Genomic DNA, 19,215 nt, shown 5'->3' with positions numbered 1-19,215 from the left:
GTGAATCCGATCGTAGAATTCTGCATGAGTAATCTTGCAAACGGTTCACAGAAAACATTGGAAGTGTTAGAAAAGGATCCAAATATAGATGTTCTTGAATATGGTTGTCTAAGTTATTGTACATTATGCGCTCAAGGTTTATACGCCTTAGTCAACGGGGAAGTTGTCGAGGCGGACACACCTGAGGAATTGACGGAAAAAATATATCAATTTATTGAGGAGAATCCGTTGTTCTAATCACAAAAAGGGCTGTACAGAAAGTCAGTAAAAACTGACCGTCTGTGACAGCCTTTTTATATTAGATATTGAACTGCTTAAAACCGTTGATTGTGTTCCAGCCGGACGCTTTCCCCATTAACCGAACCCGTTTGCAATTTATTGCGGCTCACTTCTATTCCATTCACTTAAATTCCTCAATAGGTAAGTCGGTTGATAGGCTTTTTCCTTTACCACATCAGCGCTTGTCACTCCACCCTCAACATAGGCTGTGTCGATACCGAAACGTATACCCGCTTGGATATCGGTATCATAATTATCGCCGATCATGATCATTTCTTCTTTTCGAAAACCCTTTTGTTGGATGAAATGAAGCATATGAGGTTCTGGTTTTCCCACATATGTTGCTGTTTTATCTGTCGTCGTTTCAAGAAGCTTTACAAAAGAACCATTCCCCGGGATAAGGCCCTTTTCAGTTGGGAAAGCTTTGTCACCATTCGTTGCAATAAATTCTGCACTGGCACGTAGTGCTAAACTTGCATTCGCCAATTTTTCATATGTAATACCGCGGTCGATACCGACAATTACAACGTCTGGACTTTCCGTGGTCAGTTTAAACCCTTCAGCCATCAATGCAGCCTGAAGTCCCTCTTCACCGATCATCATTACGGATGCCCCATTAAAATGTTCCTTGCAATATTTTGCCGCAGCAACCGCAGAAGTTATTATGGAATCGGTTCGCGCCTCAATGCCAAGTTGAAGAAGTTTAATTTGAAACTGTTCTGTTGTTGCGGATGAATTATTCGTAATATAGAAAGGTTCGATGCCTCTGTTTTGAAGTTCATGAATAAAGTTCAAAGCCTCGGGAATCACTTTGCCCCCTCTATATACCGTTCCATCAAGGTCAAGGCAAATTGCTTTATAGCGATCCATTGTCATTACTCCGTTGGGCTGAACGCAGAAACTGGACCGAGTTCATTCTCCAAATAATAACGAACTTTTTCTGGAAAAGTCTTAATAACTTCTTTTGTTTCATTAAGTACTGACTCAACTTCTTCATTGTCAACTTCAACAAATTCACGGACAATCATTGTTCTAAGTCCAAGGACCTTTTTAAGCGGGACGGACATTTCGGTTGTAATGACTTTCTCGTCTTCCATAATATCGATGATGTCATCGTAGCTGCCAGGATCCCTCATGATAAATCCGTCAATCATTGAGTTACCAACATCGATGATTGACTCAACGACTGTATGGGCAATTCGTTGAAGGGCCAATGCATGGACTTTGTCTGAATTCCATTTTTGATGCCCCTCGAACAACTCCAAAAGGCTTTCCATGTATGATAGTGTTTCGTTGATTTTATTGCGATCGATAAAGTACAAATTCGTTCCCTCCCGATTCTAAACTACCATACCATCATATCATAATGCGCACACAAATAAACCGCCAAGTAAACATCATTGTGTCTACTTGGCGGTTCGATAACTATTCCTGTTCAGTAGTTTGAGTTTTTACCTTTCCGACTTTCTTTAAGACAAAATAGGCGCAACCAAAATTACAGTATTCATAAATATAATCCTGCAAAGTGCTTATTTTTGTTTCATAGGTCGCTTTTGAATTACGATCCTCAAAAAAGCCTTTTAAACGAAGTTGTCCATATCCCCAGTCGCCCAAAATATAATCGTATTTCGACAATACGTCACTATACCTTGCGATTAAGGCTTCTTCATTGAAACCTTCACGGTATTCCCTCACAATTTCATATTCATATTCATATTCATTGATTGTTATCATTAATATCACCGCCATTTCAACTTTTACAAATAACTAATCTATATGTAGGAAAGTAAAATCATTCATTGTTAACATTAAAGCAATCGCTTCTGCCAATGTATCATATATTCTGACTTCCAACAACTATTGACTCGCCTATATCAGTCAGCTCCTACTGAAAAACACCAAAAGAAAAGCAACCAGTTATGGTCGCTTTTCAAAGACTTTCACTTCACTTATATTACGCTCTGCTTCTTGATTTGGATACTGCCCAAAATATGCTGCCCGCTAATCCTCCCCAAATGACAAGGATTCCTACTATCATCATGAATATAGCTCCACCGCTCATATTGAATCCCCCTTATCGATTGTCGTAGTCGTTCGAATCCAAAGCTTTCTTATTCCAATTCAAAAGAGTAAAGATGATGGCCATTACAATGGCGAATAGGGCAACCATCCACCCACTCGACATGATGAAGGCATCGGGGTACCCTTCATAATTCCCGATCACGTTTCCTTCGCCATCCTTATGCAACTTAAATAGATTAATACGTAATAGGTCGAACATCATATAACCAAGCACAAGTGGAGTGATGAATCGTAAGCAGATTTTCCACCATAAACCTACTTTAATATCTGAGATTTCATTCGCATGTGCTCCAAATACGTCCAGCTTCTTGAATACCCATACAATGAGGAACACTTCAACCAGACCAATTGCTGCAACACCGAACTGATTGATGAAGTAGTCCGCAGCATCCAAGAAGTATAAGCCTCCGCGAGTTGCAAAAAGCAAAGAAATGATAGCTGCAAGCCCGACACCGATAAAGACCGATTTCGACCGGGAAATATTGAATTTTTCAGACAAACCTGCAATATACGTCTCGCAAATCGAAATGAGCGATGTAAGCCCCGCAAGAACAAGGGATAGGAAGAATAGTACCCCGAAGAATCCGTTCATCCCCGGCATTTCATTTATGATCTGCGGGAATACGACGAATGCCAGACCGACCCCAGCGGAAGCAACATCCGCAACAGACTCGCCCGCTTGTGTCGCCATAAATCCAAGCGCTGCGAATACTCCGATACCAGCTAATAATTCAAAGCCTGAATTCGCAAATCCAGTGATGAAGGCATTGTTCGTCAGATCCGATTTTTTCGGTAAATAACTTGAATATGTGATCATTATGGCGAATGCTATCGAGAGACTGAAGAAAATATGTCCGTAAGCCGCTACCCAAACGGTTGAATCCGCCAATTTACTCAAATCTGGCTTAAAGAAGGCATCCAGTCCAAGCATCGCACCGTCAAGCGTAATCGCCCTGATTACAATTAATAAGAACACCACGACAAGCGTCGGGATGAAAATCCTGTTTGCCAATTCGATACCACGTTTGACTCCTGCCAATAAGATAATGAACGCAATCGCCCATACTAAAATAAGTGGAATGAGGACACCCGGTACAAGTCCTCCAACATCTCCTGGATTATCGGCTAAATTCAATACTGTTCCAAATAGGAACCCTCCTGTATCATCGCCCCACGCCAAGTTGAAAGAGTAAACCGTGTACTTTAAAGCCCAGGCGATAATCACTGCATAGTACGTAGAAATGACGAACGATACAAAAATTCCCCACCACCCTAACCATTCAGCACCTTTTCCTTTCATCCGGAAGAATGATAGGGGTGCAGATCCACGATACTTATGTCCTATCGTGAATTCCATGATTAAAATTGGGATACCGGCAGTTAAAAGTGCAAATAAATACGGAATGAAAAATGCCCCGCCGCCGTTTTCATACGCAACGTATGGAAAACGCCAGATGTTCCCTAACCCTACAGCCGAACCGACAGCGGCCAATATAAAGCCGGCCCTTGTTCCCCATTGCGAACGCTGTTCCATAATAAATCCCCCTTTACATGTATTCTGTTATTTTTTACTATCTTCAGATTATTATAATCTTATAAATTAGTATAATCGCCCAGACTACTGTTGTCAAAATATTTATTATTGTTGAAATGCACAGAGATAAGTACTTCTGAGACGATATCCCAATAGTTATAATAATCAGTAACACAAATTATGTTTGATAAACTCGTATTATACTTGTTAGGGAATACAAAAAAACAGGTGAAGGAGAGTTAAATCCTTCACCTGTTTTTTATTTACTTAGCTAATGTTGTAATGTTCATTTCTGATTTATTACGTTTTGAAGTCCATAGAATAAATAAGGCGGCTGTAGCAATTATGACAGCTCCTAATCCTATCCAAATCGAACCTGTTACTCCAAGAATCAAGTAACCGATTGTTGAAATTCCGGCAGCAATCAATGCATATGGGAGCTGGGTGGAAACATGGTCCATATGATTCGAACCTGCTCCTGTCGATGATAAAATGGTCGTATCGGATATTGGTGAACAATGGTCACCGAATACAGCACCAGCAAGGACAGCAGCTAATGAAGGTAGAAGCAGTTCAGGCTCGGCATTGATCATAATCGTTCCCGCAATCGGTAAAAGGATACCGAACGAGCCCCAAGACGTACCTGTCGAAAAGGCCATTAATCCCGCAAGTACAAACATTATTACCGGCAGAAATTGAACAGGTACATTTGACTGTTCGACTGCATTTGATAAAAATAGTCCTGTTTCAAGAACGCCGATCAGGTGTGTTAATGCCCATGCAAATATGAGGATGAGAATCGCTGGCATCATTGCTTTTATTCCGCTGATAAACGCTTTGCCGATAAGTCCGATGGAAGCCGTCTCATTCTTACCCTTTTGGGATATATAAAGAATGACTGCAAGTAGTGTTGCTACAAGGCCACCTGTCATCAATGACAATGGAACATCCGTATTTTCGAAAATGGTCCAAACACTCATCGAACCACCAATTCGATAACCAGTCCAAACCATCATACTAAGCGTCACTACAACCAAAGTAAGAATAGGAGCAATCAGGTCTGTTACTCGTCCATAGGAATGGACGGGGAAATCTTCCTTCAGCTGACCAGGAATCTCTTTATTCGGATTAAATAATTGACCGGTTTCTTGCGCTTTCTTTTCATGCTTTTTCATCTCAAAGAAATCAACATTCGACCATGCGAAGAAAAATACCATTGCCAATGTAGTCAGTGCATAGAAATTCATCGGCGCCATCATTAAAAAGGCTGATAATGGCGAATAGCTAACCGCAGCAGTTGTACCTATAATAAGGGCCAATTGACCAATCAAAAATGCTCCCCAACTCGAAATCGGTGAAATCACGCAAATAGGAGCGGATGTTGAATCGATAAAATAAGCTAATTTCGCACGAGAAATACGATGCTGATCCGTAATTGGACGTGCAATCTGGCCTACTGCCAATGCATTAAAATAATCATCTACAAAAATCAGAATGCCTAACAAGACTGTTAGAAGCTTTGCACCACGACGCGTTTTGATACGGCGGATTGCCCATTCGGCGAACGCTCGGCTTCCTCCAGACAAACTGACAAGTGCTGTAATGATCCCTAATAGTAAGATGAACACCATTATATAAATGTTGTAAGTATTCAATCCACCATCTGCCCAAAACGACACAATCATTGCTGTCCAAAGATTTTTCAACGTCTCTACCGGTGAAAAACTCGCTACCAATAGTGCAGCCGTCAAAATGCCGGATCCAAGTGATAAAAGGACCCTTTTTGTAGCCAATACCATAATAATTGCCACGAGTGGCGGTAAAATTGAAACCCAAGTGCCTATCATACTAATTTCCTCCAATTTTTTTGAATTGAAGAACAAGGTAACGAGCAAAAGCGAAGGGCGCAGATGTAAGTCAATGGTGAAACTGCTGAAGGCACTCTATACCGTATAGCATAACCAAATAATGACTGTTTTAGTTAGCGCCCTAAGCTATAAGAAAAAAACCGACACCCATTACACTTTGTAAGTGTATCAGGTGTCGGCTTATTCTACGATTCGTTTGAAAGATAATATAGCATGTTTTATCTAACGTACGATCTGTAGCTCATCATGCAATTTCGCATGACAGTGTCATTCCTATTCGAAATGACCCCAGCAGAAGTGGATTGGCAATCCAGTTTCTACTTCGGCAAAACTTCCTTTCACGGGCGGTCATTGATGCCAATCTAACGTCCGTTACTAATAAGCTTTGCAGCCTCTACCTAATCGGTGTTCCTCTTGTTGTACAAGCTTATCAGTAAACGGAAAGTTTTTCAACCCCTTTTATTGGCCGCCACTGCCTTTAACCGGAAACGGAATCTCTATTTGCGGAGCATTTCCGCCTCCCCCATTGTAGATTTGCGGGATAGGGCTTTGAAGCAATCCGATAGCAACTGGAATTCTTTGTTTTACTACGGTTCTTTGAGTAGCCAACGGGACGATGATCTGCACATTCACCGTCACTAATACATTCACTTCTACGATTGCGTTATTTATTCCAAACTCTGTTACCAACGTTTCTACATCTGTCTGAACTTCACCAATGACATGAAACTTAATCGGAATTTTCGGTCCGAAGTTTCCAAGCATCGGCAGATCCAATGCCTGCCCTAACGGAACAAAGAATACTACTCCACCATCTTTCTCCATCTTATCGGGGTCGTATTCGATATCTTCACTGAGTGGCAGCATTTCCAAATTTCCGTTTTCCGCCATTTCCAAATGCGATTCGATCAACCCTTGGATTTCAGCCATTGTTCTTCTGATGATTTCAGTATTCAGTGTATTTGTCACCATTCCGGAAGATTCAGTTGGAACATTTTGTATGATTTCATTGGTATCATAGATAACTGTTGAACGTGATTTGATGGCCTGGGTGATGACATGTGCGGCGATTCTTTCTGTTTGGGTCTCGGCATATAAAGTATAAATGGGAGTGAGTTTTGAATTGACGTAGTAAACAAAAAGGGCGACAGTGAGTATAATTGCCGGGAAGATAATCGGAAACCATCTGCGTTTACGTGGTGGCCCGCCACGATGCTGTGGGGCTCGGTAACGATTTCTCCTATAGTATTTGTGAGGCGCTTGCCCATAAAATCTCAAAACGACCCCTCCTACATGATATTATGCAGTTTAGGGGCCGTTCATTCTTGACAACTATTCATATTAATGGTCTGTTATGCCTTCTGCTTTCCATACCAACCGACGAGATCTCGTATCAACTCCGGCATATAATATTCTTTTTCTGCCTGTTGCAATGACGGAAAGAAGAAACCGAATGTGAACATATCGAGTGTAGCAAGCTTGTATGATTCACTTGGGACTACTTGCCGATTTCCGGCAAATAGTTCACCTTGTTTATTTTTGTATAATCTTTCAAAAATCATCTTCCCCATAAGCGTACCGCGGAAACCGAGTCCTTTGATTTCGAGCTTTGGCCACTCCTTGTTCTGGGCAAGAGTGTAAACTTCAAGTAATTCACTTCCGCTAAGCGAAATTACACATGGATTGATCGGGTGAGGAAGCATTGAATGCAATTGGCGCTTCGTCACCCATCCCTTTTCAAGGCTACTTAAGAAAATACCCGCATTGAACATGGCGCAATCCGCATCTGTGTATTCGATCATAGCCCTGCCAAAAAACGATGAAAGTGAGCTTTCTTTGAACAGCTGCTGTTTAAGCGGCTCGGCATTGTAAAACACCTTTTCCTCCATTGCCTCGTTTCCAGCACTGATCAATGTATTGACGGCTTTTACATCCTCTTTGAGCAGCTCCATTTTATTCACATGAATCACTTCAGCCTTTTTTCCGATAACCCTTTTGGATTCATCCAAGGATATCGTAATATGGCCTACATATTCCGCAAATTTCCCAGTTGCTGTTAGGAGAGTTTCATTCACAAGCTCGCCTTCCATAAATAAATGGTGGGTATGTGCCCCTAAGATGACATCAATTTGTTTGCACTCTTCCGCCAACAATCTATCCTCATGAATCCCTAAATGGGACAAACAGACGATGACATCCGTTTCATCTTGGACTTGATGAACAATACTTTGTATCGCTTTCCTTGGTTCTTCGATTCGCCAGCCAAGTCGCTGATAAAATTCCGTATACATTGCCGTTGCACCAATGACTCCGATTCGAGTACCTTTTTCAGTTTCATATATTTGATAAGGCTCCAACCAATTTGGAATGGAGCCATCTGTTTCTTTCAAATTACATAGGATTACGTCAAACTCCGCGCCCTCATAAAGATTCGTTAATGCCTTTTTTGACATTGTAATCCCTTCATTGTTTCCAATTGTCACTGCATCGTATCCCGCATGGTTCAATAAGGTAATATTCCCTTTGCCAATCGTCCCTTCCGTAAATGGATGTGAACGGTCAACATGGTCACCAATGTCGAATAAAAAACAGGCTTCCTTTCCCGCTTCATGCTTTTCTCTTTCGGAGCGGAGAAATCTACTAATTTGTGGCCAACTGTCGAAATGGCTGTGGACATCATTCGTATGATAAAGATGAATTTTCTCCAAAGAGTTTTGCATTGTTTATCCCCAAATTCCTTCAATAATCGATCTTATTCCAAATAACAATAGCATGATTCGTAAAACGAGAACTAATGTATCTGAATTCATCTTCTTATTTAACTTCGTTCCAATCATTCCGCCGATATAGGCGCCGGGTATGACCGGAAGAGCATAGAGCCAAGGGACATGCCCTAATGAAATATGGGTGGCGGAGTTCGCAATCGCTGAAAGAAAGACGATGAACATTGACGTCCCCACTGCCACATGTGGCGGGAATAAAAATAATAGAATAAGTGCAGGTACAATCATCGTGCCTCCTCCAATGCCGAATAGGCCGGAAGCAAATCCGATGATAAATGTCAGAATGAGTGCAACCCAGATTGGATACCCGTATACATGAGTTTCTCCATTCTTATCAATAAATGTAATCGGTTTTCCATGATCTACAAACCATCTGATCGGCTTCAAATATTTACGTGTAAGCAAAAGGATAGAAAGGACAATAAGCAAAATGCCAAAATATAGATTAAATGATTGCAAGTCAATTCCTTTATTCACAAATGCACCAATTATCAAACCAGGTATAGAGCCTGCGAAAAAGATCCAGCCCGTCCTGAAATCAACCGTCTTCCCTTTCATATGTGATAGGGTTGAAGATAGACCGTTGAAGATCATCATAATGACTGAAATCCCGACTACGCTTTGCGGAGTGATGCCCGGAATCCAACCGAGATTAATACCAACTAATAATGTCAATGGAACGAGAATCGTGCCGCCCCCAAGCCCGACAATCGAACCCATTATGCCCGATATTGCACCAATAATAGCCAACAATATATACGCCATACTGATTCCTCCTCAAAAAAGTCAAGCTGCCGAGGTGCAATTCAATCATAGCATATGTCTAAAGTGTGAATCTGCCATTTTGCATCTTGTTTAGAGTCCCGAAGGCTTGCTTTTTTTCGCAGTGCTTGCCTTCTTGAGCGCGGAATGTACTTCTTGAGCGCGGATTATGATTCTTGAGCGGGGAGTACGATTCTTGAGCGCGAATCGCAATTCTTGAACGCGGAGCATGATTCTTGAGCGCGAATCGCAATTCTTGAGCGCGGAGAACGATTCTTGAGCGCGGATCGCAATTCTTGAGCGCGAATCGCAATTCTTGAGCGCGGTTCGCGATTCTTGAGCGCGGTTCACGATTCTTGAGCGCGGATCGCAATTCTTGAGCGCGGATCGCAATTCTTGAGCGTGGAGCACGATTCTTGAGCGCGGAGCACGATTCTTGAGCGTAGAGCACGATTCTTGAGCGTAGAGCACGATTCTTGAGCGCGAATCGCAATTCTTGAGCGCGGTTCGCGATTCTTGAGCGCGGAGCACGATTCTTGAGCGCGAATCGTACTTCTTGAGCGCTGATCGCAATTCTTGAGCGCAGAGCACGATTCTTGAGCGCGGTTCGCGATTCTTGAGCGCGAATCGCAATTCTTGAGCGCAGAGCATATTACTTTTATCAAAAAAAGACAGCCGAAGTTGGCTGCCTCATTACAGAGAGTATTACATTTCTCCGCTTAATTTCACTAAAATTTTTGATTGTGTTTTATCATTCGTTAGAGCTTCGAAGCCTTTATCAACAATATCATCTAACTCGATTTCAGATGTGATAATGCCTTGTGGTTTCAACTGCCCCGTGCCGATTAAGTCAACCGTTTGTTGGAATGTAGTTGGTGTATAGGCAATCGTCGATGTAACTTTAACGCCAGTATTCGTCAATTGCATTGGATTCCATTCAATCGGACGAGCAAAGATTGATACGATGACCATTGTTCCACGTGCACGTGTTGCGTCAATTGCTTGTTTGAATGTCGGTGCAACACCGGCAACTTCAAATGCTACATCTACACCATGAGGCACAACTTCTTTAATGGCTTGCACAGGGTCAACTTGTCCTGAATTGAATACATGTGTCGCTCCAAGTTCTTTAGCTTTCTGCAGGCGGTCTTCAGACAGGTCAAATGCGAAAATCTTGCTTGCACCCGCTGCTTTTGCAGCGATTATCGTAAGCAACCCGATTGGGCCAGCACCAAATACTGCTACTGTATCACCAAACTGCATATTTCCTTCTTTAACTGCTTGTACAGCAACAGCTGTTGGTTCAACTAATGCGCCGTCTTGTAATGACATACCTTCCGGCAATTTATAAAGAAAGCTTTCACCTGCGTTTACATATTTAGCAAATCCACCATCTGAACCTAAGCCGATGAATTGGAAGCCATCATATGCATCCACATCTTCGTGTTTATTACCAAATGTATACATTGGATTAACAGCAACACGATCCCCTACTTTGACCGATGTTACGTCTTTCCCTACTTTTTCGACGACGCCAGCAAATTCATGTCCCATTGTTAGGGGTGCTTGTTGTCCTGTTAACACATGAGGTTCTTCAACCGGAATAAATACCGGGCCCTCTTGATATTCATGTAAATCCGACCCACAAATACCTGCCCATGCTACGCGTACTGTCACCTCATTGTCTTGCAAAGGCTTTAGTTCACGCTCTTCCACACGGATGTCTTTCTCGCCATACCATACTGCTGCTTTCATACTTCATACCTCCTATTTTTGTTGAAAAATCTGCTGCGATGTTTCTAAAATAGAAATTGAAGAATTAAATTAAAGTATCTTTAATTCAAGATAATTATATCACTTAATCTATATATAGACAAAGAATATGATTGTAAAAAGTAGACTAATATATGGAAGCTATTATGAATTTAAAAAGTAAGTAAATACAAAAAAACCGCCTGCAATGAGGCGGTTTTGAATGTTTCATTATTATCCGATGGAACCTTCCATTTCGAACTTGATAAGGCGGTTCATCTCTACTGCGTATTCCATTGGCAATTCTTTTGTGAATGGCTCGATGAAGCCCATGACGATCATTTCAGTAGCTTCAAGCTCAGGAATTCCACGGCTCATCAAGTAGAAGAGCTGCTCTTCCGATACTTTCGAAACTTTTGCTTCGTGCTCAAGTGAAATGTTATCGTTCATGATTTCGTTGTATGGGATCGTGTCGGATGTTGACAATTTATCCATGATTAGCGTATCACATTCGATGTTAGCGCGTGCACCATCTGCACGACGACCAAAGTGTACGACACCGCGGTATGTTACTTTACCGCCGTGTTGAGAGATTGACTTCGAAACAATTGTTGATGAAGTATTTGGCGCCAAGTGCATCATTTTCGCACCAGCGTCTTGGTGTTGGCCTTTACCAGCAAGAGCGATGGATAGTGTCATTCCACGTGCACCTTCGCCTTTAAGGATACAAGCCGGATATTTCATCGTCAATTTCGAACCGATGTTACCGTCAATCCATTCCATTGTAGCATTCGCTTCACAAACCGCGCGCTTCGTAACAAGGTTATATACGTTATTTGCCCAGTTTTGAATCGTTGTGTAACGGCAGTAAGCATCCTTTTTGATGATGATTTCAACGACCGCACTGTGAAGTGAATTCGTTGTATAAACAGGTGCTGTACATCCTTCTACGTAGTGAACGCTTGCGCCTTCGTCTACGACGATCAATGTACGCTCGAATTGCCCCATGTTTTCCGAGTTGATACGGAAGTAGGCTTGAAGTGGGGTATCCACTTTGATGCCTGGTGGTACGTAGATGAATGAACCACCGGACCATACAGCCGAGTTCAAAGCAGCGAATTTGTTATCCGTATTCGGGATGACAGTTCCCCAATATTTCTTGAATAGCTCTTCGTTTTCACGCAATGCTGAATCTGTGTCCTTGAAGACGATACCCATGTCTTCAAGTTCTTCTTTCATGTTGTGGTAAACAACTTCTGATTCGTATTGTGCAGAAACTCCAGCAAGGTATTTTTGTTCTGCTTCAGGGATACCTAATTTGTCAAAGGTACGTTTGATTTCTTCAGGTACTTCATCCCAAGAACGTTCTGTTGCTTCGGAAGGTTTTACGTAATATGTGATCTCATCGAAGTTCAATGAATTCAAATCGCCGCCCCATTGTGGCATCGGTTTGCTGTAGAAGATTTCAAGGGATTTTAGACGGTAGTCTAACATCCATTGCGGCTCTTCTTTCATTTTAGAGATTTCTTCAACAATTTCACGTGTTAGTCCACGTTCCGAACGGAAAACAGATACGTCTTTATCTGCGAAACCATATTTGTAATCGCCAATTTCAGGCATTTTTTTAGCCATCATTATTCCTCCGTTCCTTCATTTTCGGCAGACGATTTATACGCGGATTTGCGCTACAGGCGGACGCTTTCCGGGGGGCGGGCGGTGAGCCAATCGAACAGCGAAGCGTTCGATTTGCCGTATTTCTGCGCTTTTTGCAGAAATTAAGGCATCCTTTCACTCGTGCTCGTAACGGCTTTCGCTGCGGGGTCTCACCTGTCCCGCTAATCCCCTCGGAGTCGCCGCCTTTCGCTCCAATCCTAAGGATTACATCAAAATGAATAACCCCTTGTACAGTTCACTGCCAATCCCAAGTCCATTACTCAGAATCTCCGCCTACGCCTTTTTCCATGGCTTTCCATGCGAGTGTTGCGCATTTGATGCGTGCAGGGAATTTTGCTACTCCGGAAAGGGCTTCGATGTCGCCGAGGTCGACGGAATCATCGATTTCCTTGCCTAACATCATGTCGGAAAATAGGTGGGCATACTTTACAGCTGTGTCTATATCTTTATTTTTGATGATTTGTGTCATCATCGATGCGGAAGCCATGGAAATTGAACAGCCTTCCCCTTCAAACTTCGCATCACGTACGATGCCGTCTTCAACTTTCAACGTCAAATGAATGACGTCTCCGCAGGTTGGATTGTTCATGTCGATCGTGACATTATTTTCTTCCAAAACACCCTTGTTGCGCGGGTTTTTATAGTGATCCATGATGACTGAGCGGTATAGTTGGTCTAAATTATTAGTTGACATTACTCAAAATACTCCTTTGCAATGCGGAGTCCTTCTACGAGACGGTCTACGTCTTCTTCTGTGTTGTAAACATAGAAGCTTGCCCGGGCCGTTGCTGAACATTCAAGTCGTTTCATCAAAGGCTGTGCGCAATGATGTCCGGCGCGAACGGCGATTCCATTCATATCAAGAACTGTTGCCACATCATGAGGGTGGACATCACCTAAATTGAATGTAACGATTCCTGCACGTGCTCCGGGATCTTTAGGACCATAGATTGTTAGACCTTCAATTGCCGACATTTTTTCCATTGCAAGTGCTGCAAGTTCATGTTCATGTCGTTCAATCTGATCCAAGCCAATCTCTTCTAAAAAGTCGATGGCGGCTCCGAGACCAATAGCACCAGCTATAATCGGAGTGCCTCCTTCGAATTTCCATGGAAGCTCTTTCCATGTGGATTCGTAAAGGCCTACGAAGTCGATCATTTCTCCACCGAATTCAACAGGCTCCATATTATTCAATAACTCTTTTTTACCGTATAGGACACCAATTCCGGTTGGCCCACACATTTTATGGCCGGAAAAAGCAAGGAAATCGCAATTCAAATCTTGAACATCAAGCTTTAAATGAGGTGCTGCTTGTGCGCCGTCGACGACCATGATCGCACCATGAGCATGCGCAATCTCCGTAATTTCCTTAATCGGATTCATTGTGCCAAGCACATTGGATACGTACATGATTGAGACGATTTTCGTGCGATCCGTGACCGCCTCACGCACTTTATCAAGAGAAATTGTGCCGTCCTCTTCAAGATCGACATACTTCAATACTGCGCCCTTTTCCTTTGCCAATTGCTGCCATGGAATGATGTTGGAATGGTGTTCCATATGAGTGATGACGATCTCGTCACCTTCACCGACATTCGCGCGTCCATAGCTTTGTGCAACCGTATTGAGGGCAGTTGTTGTGCCTCGCATGAAAATGATTTCCTGCGTCGATTTCGCATTGATGAATTTACGGACCTTTTCACGGGCCCCTTCATAATGGTCTGTCGCTCTGTTGCCTAATGTATGGACACCACGGTGGACGTTGGCGTTATCCCATTTGTAATAGTCATTGAGTGCATCAATGACTTGCTGCGGCTTCTGAGAAGTCGCAGCACTGTCTAAATAAACGAGAGGGTGCCCGTTGATTTCCTGGTCAAGTATCGGGAAATGTTTGCGGATGTCTTTACTGAGCATTAGCGCACTTTCCTTTCGATTACCTCCGTCAATTGCTTCTTAACACCTTCGATTGGTAATTTGCTAACTACTGGTGCAAGGAAACCATGGATGACGAGGCGTTCAGCTTCATGTTTAGAAATTCCTCGGCTCATCAGGTAGAACAATTGAAGAGGATCTACACGGCCTACTGATGCGGCGTGTCCTGCTGTAACATCATCCTCGTCGATCAAGAGGATTGGGTTCGCGTCTCCACGAGCCTTTTCACTTAGCATCAAGATACGTGATTCTTGAACAGCGTTCGATCTTGTAGCACCTTTTGCGATTCTACCGATGCCATTGAAAATAGAAGAAGCAGACTCCTTCATAACGCCATGTTTAAGAATGAATGCATCCGTGTCAAGTCCCCAGTGGACGATTTCAGAAGTGAAGTTTTGCCGCTGGTTGCCTCTACCTACAACAACTGTCTTCAAGTCGCTTGAAGAACCGTTGCCGACAAGATGAGTGATGTTTTCTGAAATTGTATCACTGTCATTCATCAAGCCCAATGCCCATTCGATGCGGCTGTTCGGCCCAGTTACGCCTCGGCGGTTTACATAAGTTGTAAATCCTTTTGCAAGGACATCTACTGCACCATAGATAACTTTGGCGTTATCTTCTGTAAACACTTCAGCAATAATGTTAGCTTGTCCAGCAGCTTCTTCAACTGTAGACAAGTAGTTTTCCACGTATGTTACAGAGCTGTTCGCTTCTGCTACGACGATAACGTGGTTAAAGAGTGATACTTGTGCATCGTCATGCAAGAATAGAACTTGTAGAGGCTCTTCAACAACTACATTCTTCGGAACATAGACGAACACGCCGCCGTTCATCAAACCTGCATGTAGTGCGGTAAGTCGATGTTCATCAACCTTAACGCCGTCCGTCATATAGTATTTCTTCAATAGATCAGCGTGATCACGGGTTGCTGTGAAGATATCTGTTAAAATAACACCCTTTGCTTTTAATTCTTCTGATAAAGAAATGAATGCAGGAGTATTATTATGTTGAACGTAAATGTTTTCTTGATCGTCACCAACCAACTCTTTCGCTTCAGCAGGCAAGTCGGAAAGTGAAGTGAAAGTCGAGCTTTCCACTGCATGTACAGGGAAGTCGATGAAATTCCATTTATCGATCTTTGTTTTATCTGGTGTAGGCATAGGAAGCTGTTCCACTTTCGCTAACGCATCTGCGCGGAAATCTGCCATCCAATCGGCTTCATTCATTTTTGCGGAAAAAGAGCGGACGTCCTGTTCGGTCAATGCCATTTTTGTTTCAACCGTCATTTTGAATCGTCCCCTTTCTTAAGCTTCTTGTCCAACTGTTTCGTCTTCGATTCCAAGTTCTTCTTTAATCCAGTCATAACCGCTCTCTTCAAGTTGTTTAGCAAGCTCTGCTCCACCTGATTTAACAACTCTACCTTGCATCATTACGTGTACGAAATCCGGTGTAATGTAGTCAAGAAGACGTTGGTAGTGAGTGATGATCATGCAACCGAAGCCTTCACCGCGCATTTCATTGATTCCTTTAGAAACAACTTTCAATGCATCGATATCAAGACCGGAGTCAATTTCATCAAGTACTGCGAATTTAGGTTTCAACATCATCAGTTGAAGGATTTCGTTACGCTTCTTCTCTCCACCTGAGAAACCTTCGTTCAAATAACGAGTTGCCATATCTTGATCCATTTCAAGGACATCCATTTTGCTGTCCAATTCACGGATAAATTTCATTAAGGAGATTTCATCGCCCTCTTCACGGCGAGCATTTACTGCTGAACGCATGAAGTCAGCGTTTGTTACACCAGTGATTTCACTTGGGTATTGCATTGCAAGGAAAAGGCCTGCCTTCGCACGCTCGTCAACTTCCATTTCAAGAACATCTTCACCATCAAGTAAAACAGTTCCGGAAGTGACTTCGTATTTAGGGTGACCCATGATTGCGGATGCGAGTGTTGATTTACCTGTTCCGTTAGGTCCCATAATCGCGTGAATTTCACCTGTATTGATAGTTAAATTGACGCCTTTCAATATTTCCTTACCTTCAATTTCTACGTGAAGGTCTTTGATTTCCAAAGTTGCCATTCCAATACCTCCAATATGATAAAGATGAACGGTTAATCCATTCTCTAATTAGTATCATTCTAATCTTAGCTTATTCAGGACTACCTTGCAAATCATTAAGAACGATTATCATTTAATTAAGGCTTTCCCTCATACTAAGCTATTAAAAATTGTCTATTAAATGTTTCACCCATTTTCAATTATATCCAATTCATTGAGAATCAAATTCGCATCCTCAATTGTAAAATGCCGCCACATAGAGTGACGGCATTTCATATATTAATTTCATTTGTCAGTTTTCGGTGTGAATCGGTCCACAATCATTGCCAACGCACCATCTCCAGTGACGTTTGTAGCTGTTCCGAAACTGTCTTGTGCCATATACAAGGCTATCATAAGAGCGACCATTGACTCGTCAAACCCAAGCATTGTGCTCAGTAGTCCAACCGCAGCCATGACGGCGCCCCCTGGAACTCCCGGTGCTGCAATCATCGTGACCCCTAACATCAGAATGAACGGGATATAGCTGGACAAGCTTACCGCCATGCCATTCATGAGCAAAACACCGATTGAACAAGATACTAAAGTGATTGTGCTACCTGACAAATGGATGGTCGCGAATAAAGGAATCGTGAAATCCGTGACACGTTCAGATGCGCCTGTCTTTTTCGCCTGCCTCAACGTAACCGGAATCGTAGCCGCAGACGACTGTGTTCCAATAGCTGTCATATAAGCGGGGGCCATTGTTTTCATTAGCATAATAGGATTTCGTTTATTCAAAGAACCCGCCACTGTATATTGGATTGTCAGCATGATCAGATGCAATATAATGATCATTATAAATACAACTGAGAATACGGAAAGAACTCTTGCTACTTCTCCACTGTATGTCATGTTGAGGAAAATACCGAAAATATGAATCGGCAATAATGGAATGATAACGTATGAAATTAGTTTTTCAATTAGAACATTAAATTCTTCAAAGAAGGAGAGCATTGATTTACTGTTAATGGAGGCCATTCCAATCCCAAGCACAAAGGCAATTAATAAAGCAGACATAACTCCCATTATCGGAGTCATCTCCAGTTCAAAGAAAGACTCTGCTGCAGCTCTTCCCACATTTTCAACGGATTTTGCTGCAATCCCATTTATGAAATTCGGCAGAAGTGTTGTTGCGGCAAAAAATGCAAGTATCCCTGCAAAGATTGTGGAAGCATATGCGAACACAGTTGCCAACCCAAGTAATTTTCCTGAACCACTACCAAGTTTTGCGATGCCCGGTGCAATGAAAGCAATAATAATCAAAGGAACTACGAAGTTAAGAAATCCTCCGAAAATCATATTAAACGTTGACGCAAGACGGACAAACCAATGAGCGAATCCCTCGTGTACTGCTGGAAGCAACATTCCCAAACCAATTGCAAGCCCTATGGCTATAATGATTCGCCATATGAGTCCTATCTTTTTCTTCATGCAATGTCCTCCTCAAAAACACATTTGTGTTCTTAAATAATAGAACTACTTTAACATATTTGAGGAAGAATAGGAATGCTTTTTACTAAAAAATAAAAAGACTGGCAGTAATCCTTTTTAGATTTGCCAGTCTTTGTTAATTATTTTACAGGTACGACCGAGCCGCCCCATTCTTTCAAGATGAAGTCCTGTATTTCTTTTGACTTTAACACTTCAACAAGCGCTTTGATGGCTTCATTGTTTTCATCTCCAGCACGAACTGTAATGACGTTTACGTATGGAGAATCCGTTTTTTCAATAGCGATTGAATCTTCAAGTGGATTCAAACCAGCATCGATTGCATAGTTAGAGTTGATTAATACAGCGTCACCTTCATTATTATTGTAAAGAGTTGGAAGTAACGCTGCTTCGTAATCTGGTTCAAACTGTAGGTTTTTCGGATTGTCTACAATATCTGAGAGCTCTGCATCCACTTTATATACACCTTCAGCAAGCGTGATCAAACCATTTTCCTCAAGCAATTCAAGCACACGGCCATGATCCGAAACCGAGTTGCTCATAAGGACCGTAGCTCCGTCCGGCAATTCATCCAATGATTTATATTTCTTCGAATAAACACCCATAGGTTCAATATGGATATCTCCTGCGTTGACAAAGTCGAAGCCAAAGTCAGCCATTTGACTTTCCAAGTATGGGATCGTCTGGAAATAGTTCGCATCCAATAGACCTGATTCCAAGTCCTTGTTCGGTAAAATATATTCCTGGTATGTTTCGATTTCCAAGTCGATGCCTTTTTCCTTCAACAATGGCTTCACTTTTTCCAAAATTACGGCATGTGGTGTATTGGAAGCACCGACAACGATCTTCGTGAGCCCCTCTTTTTCACCTGAAGCACCTTTTTCCTTATCTTTCGTTCCGCATGCTGTTAGGCTTAGCACGAGAACTGTTAATAATAATGCGGATAAGATCTTTTTCATCATTCTTCTCTCCATTCTAAGTTTGTTTATATAATT

Annotated in this window: 19 protein-coding genes and 1 riboswitch; of the genes, 1 reads left to right on the top strand and 18 read right to left on the bottom strand. The window is 42.3% G+C overall.

Going from position 1 to position 19,215, the window contains the following annotated elements:
* Window positions 1-237, top strand: coding sequence for a YuzB family protein (locus tag NSQ43_RS07920; protein ID WP_339254557.1), 237 nt, complete (start codon window positions 1-3; stop codon window positions 235-237).
* A 138-nt stretch (window positions 238-375) separates the two neighbouring features.
* Here NSQ43_RS07920 and NSQ43_RS07915 read toward each other — a convergent pair whose 3' ends face one another.
* The 18 genes from NSQ43_RS07915 to NSQ43_RS07830 all read right to left on the bottom strand — a co-directional run bounded on the left by NSQ43_RS07915 (window position 376) and on the right by NSQ43_RS07830 (window position 19,179).
* Window positions 376-1,149 (bottom strand): TIGR01457 family HAD-type hydrolase, encoded by a 774-nt coding sequence (locus tag NSQ43_RS07915; RefSeq protein WP_339254556.1) that lies wholly within the window; start codon window positions 1,147-1,149, stop codon window positions 376-378.
* 5 nt (window positions 1,150-1,154) lie between these two features.
* The gene (locus NSQ43_RS07910; RefSeq protein WP_339254554.1) at window positions 1,155-1,601 is read right to left on the bottom strand and encodes a DUF86 domain-containing protein; all 447 of its coding nucleotides are present in this window, start codon (window positions 1,599-1,601) and stop codon (window positions 1,155-1,157) included.
* A 103-nt stretch (window positions 1,602-1,704) separates the two neighbouring features.
* Window positions 1,705-2,013 carry a YutD family protein gene (locus NSQ43_RS07905; RefSeq protein WP_339254552.1) on the bottom strand — a complete coding sequence of 103 codons (309 nt, stop codon included), beginning with the start codon at window positions 2,011-2,013 and terminating at the stop codon, window positions 1,705-1,707.
* 220 nt (window positions 2,014-2,233) lie between these two features.
* Window positions 2,234-2,341: a MetS family NSS transporter small subunit gene (locus NSQ43_RS07900; protein ID WP_339254550.1), complete on the bottom strand. Its 108-nt coding sequence runs from the start codon at window positions 2,339-2,341 to the stop codon at window positions 2,234-2,236.
* 12 nt (window positions 2,342-2,353) lie between these two features.
* Entirely contained in the window at window positions 2,354-3,895 is a 1,542-nt protein-coding gene (locus NSQ43_RS07895; protein ID WP_339254548.1) for a sodium-dependent transporter, read from the bottom strand.
* Between the two features lie 263 nt (window positions 3,896-4,158).
* On the bottom strand, window positions 4,159-5,742 hold the full coding sequence (locus tag NSQ43_RS07890; protein WP_339254547.1) for a Na+/H+ antiporter NhaC family protein: 1,584 nt from the start codon (window positions 5,740-5,742) through the stop codon (window positions 4,159-4,161).
* A gap of 250 nt (window positions 5,743-5,992) precedes the next feature.
* A riboswitch (Lysine riboswitch) is annotated at window positions 5,993-6,168 on the bottom strand.
* A gap of 54 nt (window positions 6,169-6,222) precedes the next feature.
* On the bottom strand, window positions 6,223-7,041 hold the full coding sequence (yunB, locus tag NSQ43_RS07885; protein WP_339254545.1) for a sporulation protein YunB: 819 nt from the start codon (window positions 7,039-7,041) through the stop codon (window positions 6,223-6,225).
* 74 nt (window positions 7,042-7,115) lie between these two features.
* Entirely contained in the window at window positions 7,116-8,483 is a 1,368-nt protein-coding gene (locus NSQ43_RS07880) for a bifunctional UDP-sugar hydrolase/5'-nucleotidase (RefSeq protein WP_339254542.1), read from the bottom strand.
* Window positions 8,484-8,486: 3 nt separating this feature from the next.
* A complete protein-coding gene (locus NSQ43_RS07875; protein ID WP_339254540.1) occupies window positions 8,487-9,311 on the bottom strand; it encodes a sulfite exporter TauE/SafE family protein in 825 nt (274 codons plus the stop codon).
* A gap of 90 nt (window positions 9,312-9,401) precedes the next feature.
* Window positions 9,402-9,959, bottom strand: a complete 558-nt coding sequence (locus tag NSQ43_RS07870) for a hypothetical protein (RefSeq protein ID WP_339254538.1) — start codon at window positions 9,957-9,959, stop codon at window positions 9,402-9,404.
* Between the two features lie 54 nt (window positions 9,960-10,013).
* Complete coding sequence (locus NSQ43_RS07865) at window positions 10,014-11,063, bottom strand: 2,3-butanediol dehydrogenase (RefSeq protein ID WP_339254536.1); 1,050 nt, start codon at window positions 11,061-11,063, stop codon at window positions 10,014-10,016.
* 231 nt (window positions 11,064-11,294) lie between these two features.
* Complete coding sequence (sufB, locus tag NSQ43_RS07860; RefSeq protein WP_339254534.1) at window positions 11,295-12,692, bottom strand: Fe-S cluster assembly protein SufB; 1,398 nt, start codon at window positions 12,690-12,692, stop codon at window positions 11,295-11,297.
* A gap of 298 nt (window positions 12,693-12,990) precedes the next feature.
* Window positions 12,991-13,428, bottom strand: coding sequence for a Fe-S cluster assembly sulfur transfer protein SufU (sufU, locus tag NSQ43_RS07855; RefSeq protein ID WP_339254532.1), 438 nt, complete (start codon window positions 13,426-13,428; stop codon window positions 12,991-12,993).
* Complete coding sequence (locus NSQ43_RS07850; protein ID WP_339254530.1) at window positions 13,428-14,648, bottom strand: cysteine desulfurase; 1,221 nt, start codon at window positions 14,646-14,648, stop codon at window positions 13,428-13,430. Before NSQ43_RS07850 ends, sufU begins: the two co-directional genes overlap by 1 nt.
* On the bottom strand, window positions 14,648-15,952 hold the full coding sequence (gene sufD, locus NSQ43_RS07845; RefSeq protein WP_339254528.1) for a Fe-S cluster assembly protein SufD: 1,305 nt from the start codon (window positions 15,950-15,952) through the stop codon (window positions 14,648-14,650). The genes NSQ43_RS07850 and sufD overlap by 1 nt, the downstream gene beginning before the upstream one ends.
* An 18-nt stretch (window positions 15,953-15,970) precedes the next feature.
* Window positions 15,971-16,750: a Fe-S cluster assembly ATPase SufC gene (gene sufC / locus NSQ43_RS07840; protein ID WP_339254526.1), complete on the bottom strand. Its 780-nt coding sequence runs from the start codon at window positions 16,748-16,750 to the stop codon at window positions 15,971-15,973.
* A 264-nt stretch (window positions 16,751-17,014) separates the two neighbouring features.
* Window positions 17,015-18,202 (bottom strand): dicarboxylate/amino acid:cation symporter, encoded by a 1,188-nt coding sequence (locus NSQ43_RS07835; RefSeq protein WP_339254524.1) that lies wholly within the window; start codon window positions 18,200-18,202, stop codon window positions 17,015-17,017.
* A gap of 140 nt (window positions 18,203-18,342) precedes the next feature.
* The gene (locus NSQ43_RS07830; RefSeq protein WP_339254522.1) at window positions 18,343-19,179 is read right to left on the bottom strand and encodes a MetQ/NlpA family ABC transporter substrate-binding protein; all 837 of its coding nucleotides are present in this window, start codon (window positions 19,177-19,179) and stop codon (window positions 18,343-18,345) included.
* Window positions 19,180-19,215: the final 36 nt, after the last annotated feature.

This window comes from Sporosarcina sp. FSL W8-0480, assembly GCF_037963765.1.
Classification (GTDB): domain Bacteria; phylum Bacillota; class Bacilli; order Bacillales_A; family Planococcaceae; genus Sporosarcina.
Note: the sequence above shows the minus strand (reverse complement) of the source record. Positions and strands in the feature narration are given on the sequence as shown.

What these genes read in the sequence shown, in the direction of transcription:
- NSQ43_RS07915 (WP_339254556.1), bottom strand. Translation starts at nt 1,149, where the DNA reads ATGGATCGCTATAAAGCAATTTGCCTTGACCTTGATGGAACGGTATAT.
- NSQ43_RS07905 (WP_339254552.1), bottom strand. Translation starts at nt 2,013, where the DNA reads ATGATAACAATCAATGAATATGAATATGAATATGAAATTGTGAGGGAA.
- NSQ43_RS07900 (WP_339254550.1), bottom strand. Translation starts at nt 2,341, where the DNA reads ATGAGCGGTGGAGCTATATTCATGATGATAGTAGGAATCCTTGTCATT.
- NSQ43_RS07895 (WP_339254548.1), bottom strand. Translation starts at nt 3,895, where the DNA reads ATGGAACAGCGTTCGCAATGGGGAACAAGGGCCGGCTTTATATTGGCC.
- NSQ43_RS07890 (WP_339254547.1), bottom strand. Translation starts at nt 5,742, where the DNA reads ATGATAGGCACTTGGGTTTCAATTTTACCGCCACTCGTGGCAATTATT.
- NSQ43_RS07880 (WP_339254542.1), bottom strand. Translation starts at nt 8,483, where the DNA reads ATGCAAAACTCTTTGGAGAAAATTCATCTTTATCATACGAATGATGTC.
- NSQ43_RS07875 (WP_339254540.1), bottom strand. Translation starts at nt 9,311, where the DNA reads ATGGCGTATATATTGTTGGCTATTATTGGTGCAATATCGGGCATAATG.
- NSQ43_RS07870 (WP_339254538.1), bottom strand. Translation starts at nt 9,959, where the DNA reads ATGCTCTGCGCTCAAGAATTGCGATTCGCGCTCAAGAATCGCGAACCG.
- NSQ43_RS07865 (WP_339254536.1), bottom strand. Translation starts at nt 11,063, where the DNA reads ATGAAAGCAGCAGTATGGTATGGCGAGAAAGACATCCGTGTGGAAGAG.
- sufB (WP_339254534.1), bottom strand. Translation starts at nt 12,692, where the DNA reads ATGGCTAAAAAAATGCCTGAAATTGGCGATTACAAATATGGTTTCGCA.
- sufU (WP_339254532.1), bottom strand. Translation starts at nt 13,428, where the DNA reads ATGTCAACTAATAATTTAGACCAACTATACCGCTCAGTCATCATGGAT.
- NSQ43_RS07850 (WP_339254530.1), bottom strand. Translation starts at nt 14,648, where the DNA reads ATGCTCAGTAAAGACATCCGCAAACATTTCCCGATACTTGACCAGGAA.
- sufD (WP_339254528.1), bottom strand. Translation starts at nt 15,952, where the DNA reads ATGACGGTTGAAACAAAAATGGCATTGACCGAACAGGACGTCCGCTCT.
- sufC (WP_339254526.1), bottom strand. Translation starts at nt 16,750, where the DNA reads ATGGCAACTTTGGAAATCAAAGACCTTCACGTAGAAATTGAAGGTAAG.
- NSQ43_RS07835 (WP_339254524.1), bottom strand. Translation starts at nt 18,202, where the DNA reads ATGAAGAAAAAGATAGGACTCATATGGCGAATCATTATAGCCATAGGG.
- NSQ43_RS07830 (WP_339254522.1), bottom strand. Translation starts at nt 19,179, where the DNA reads ATGAAAAAGATCTTATCCGCATTATTATTAACAGTTCTCGTGCTAAGC.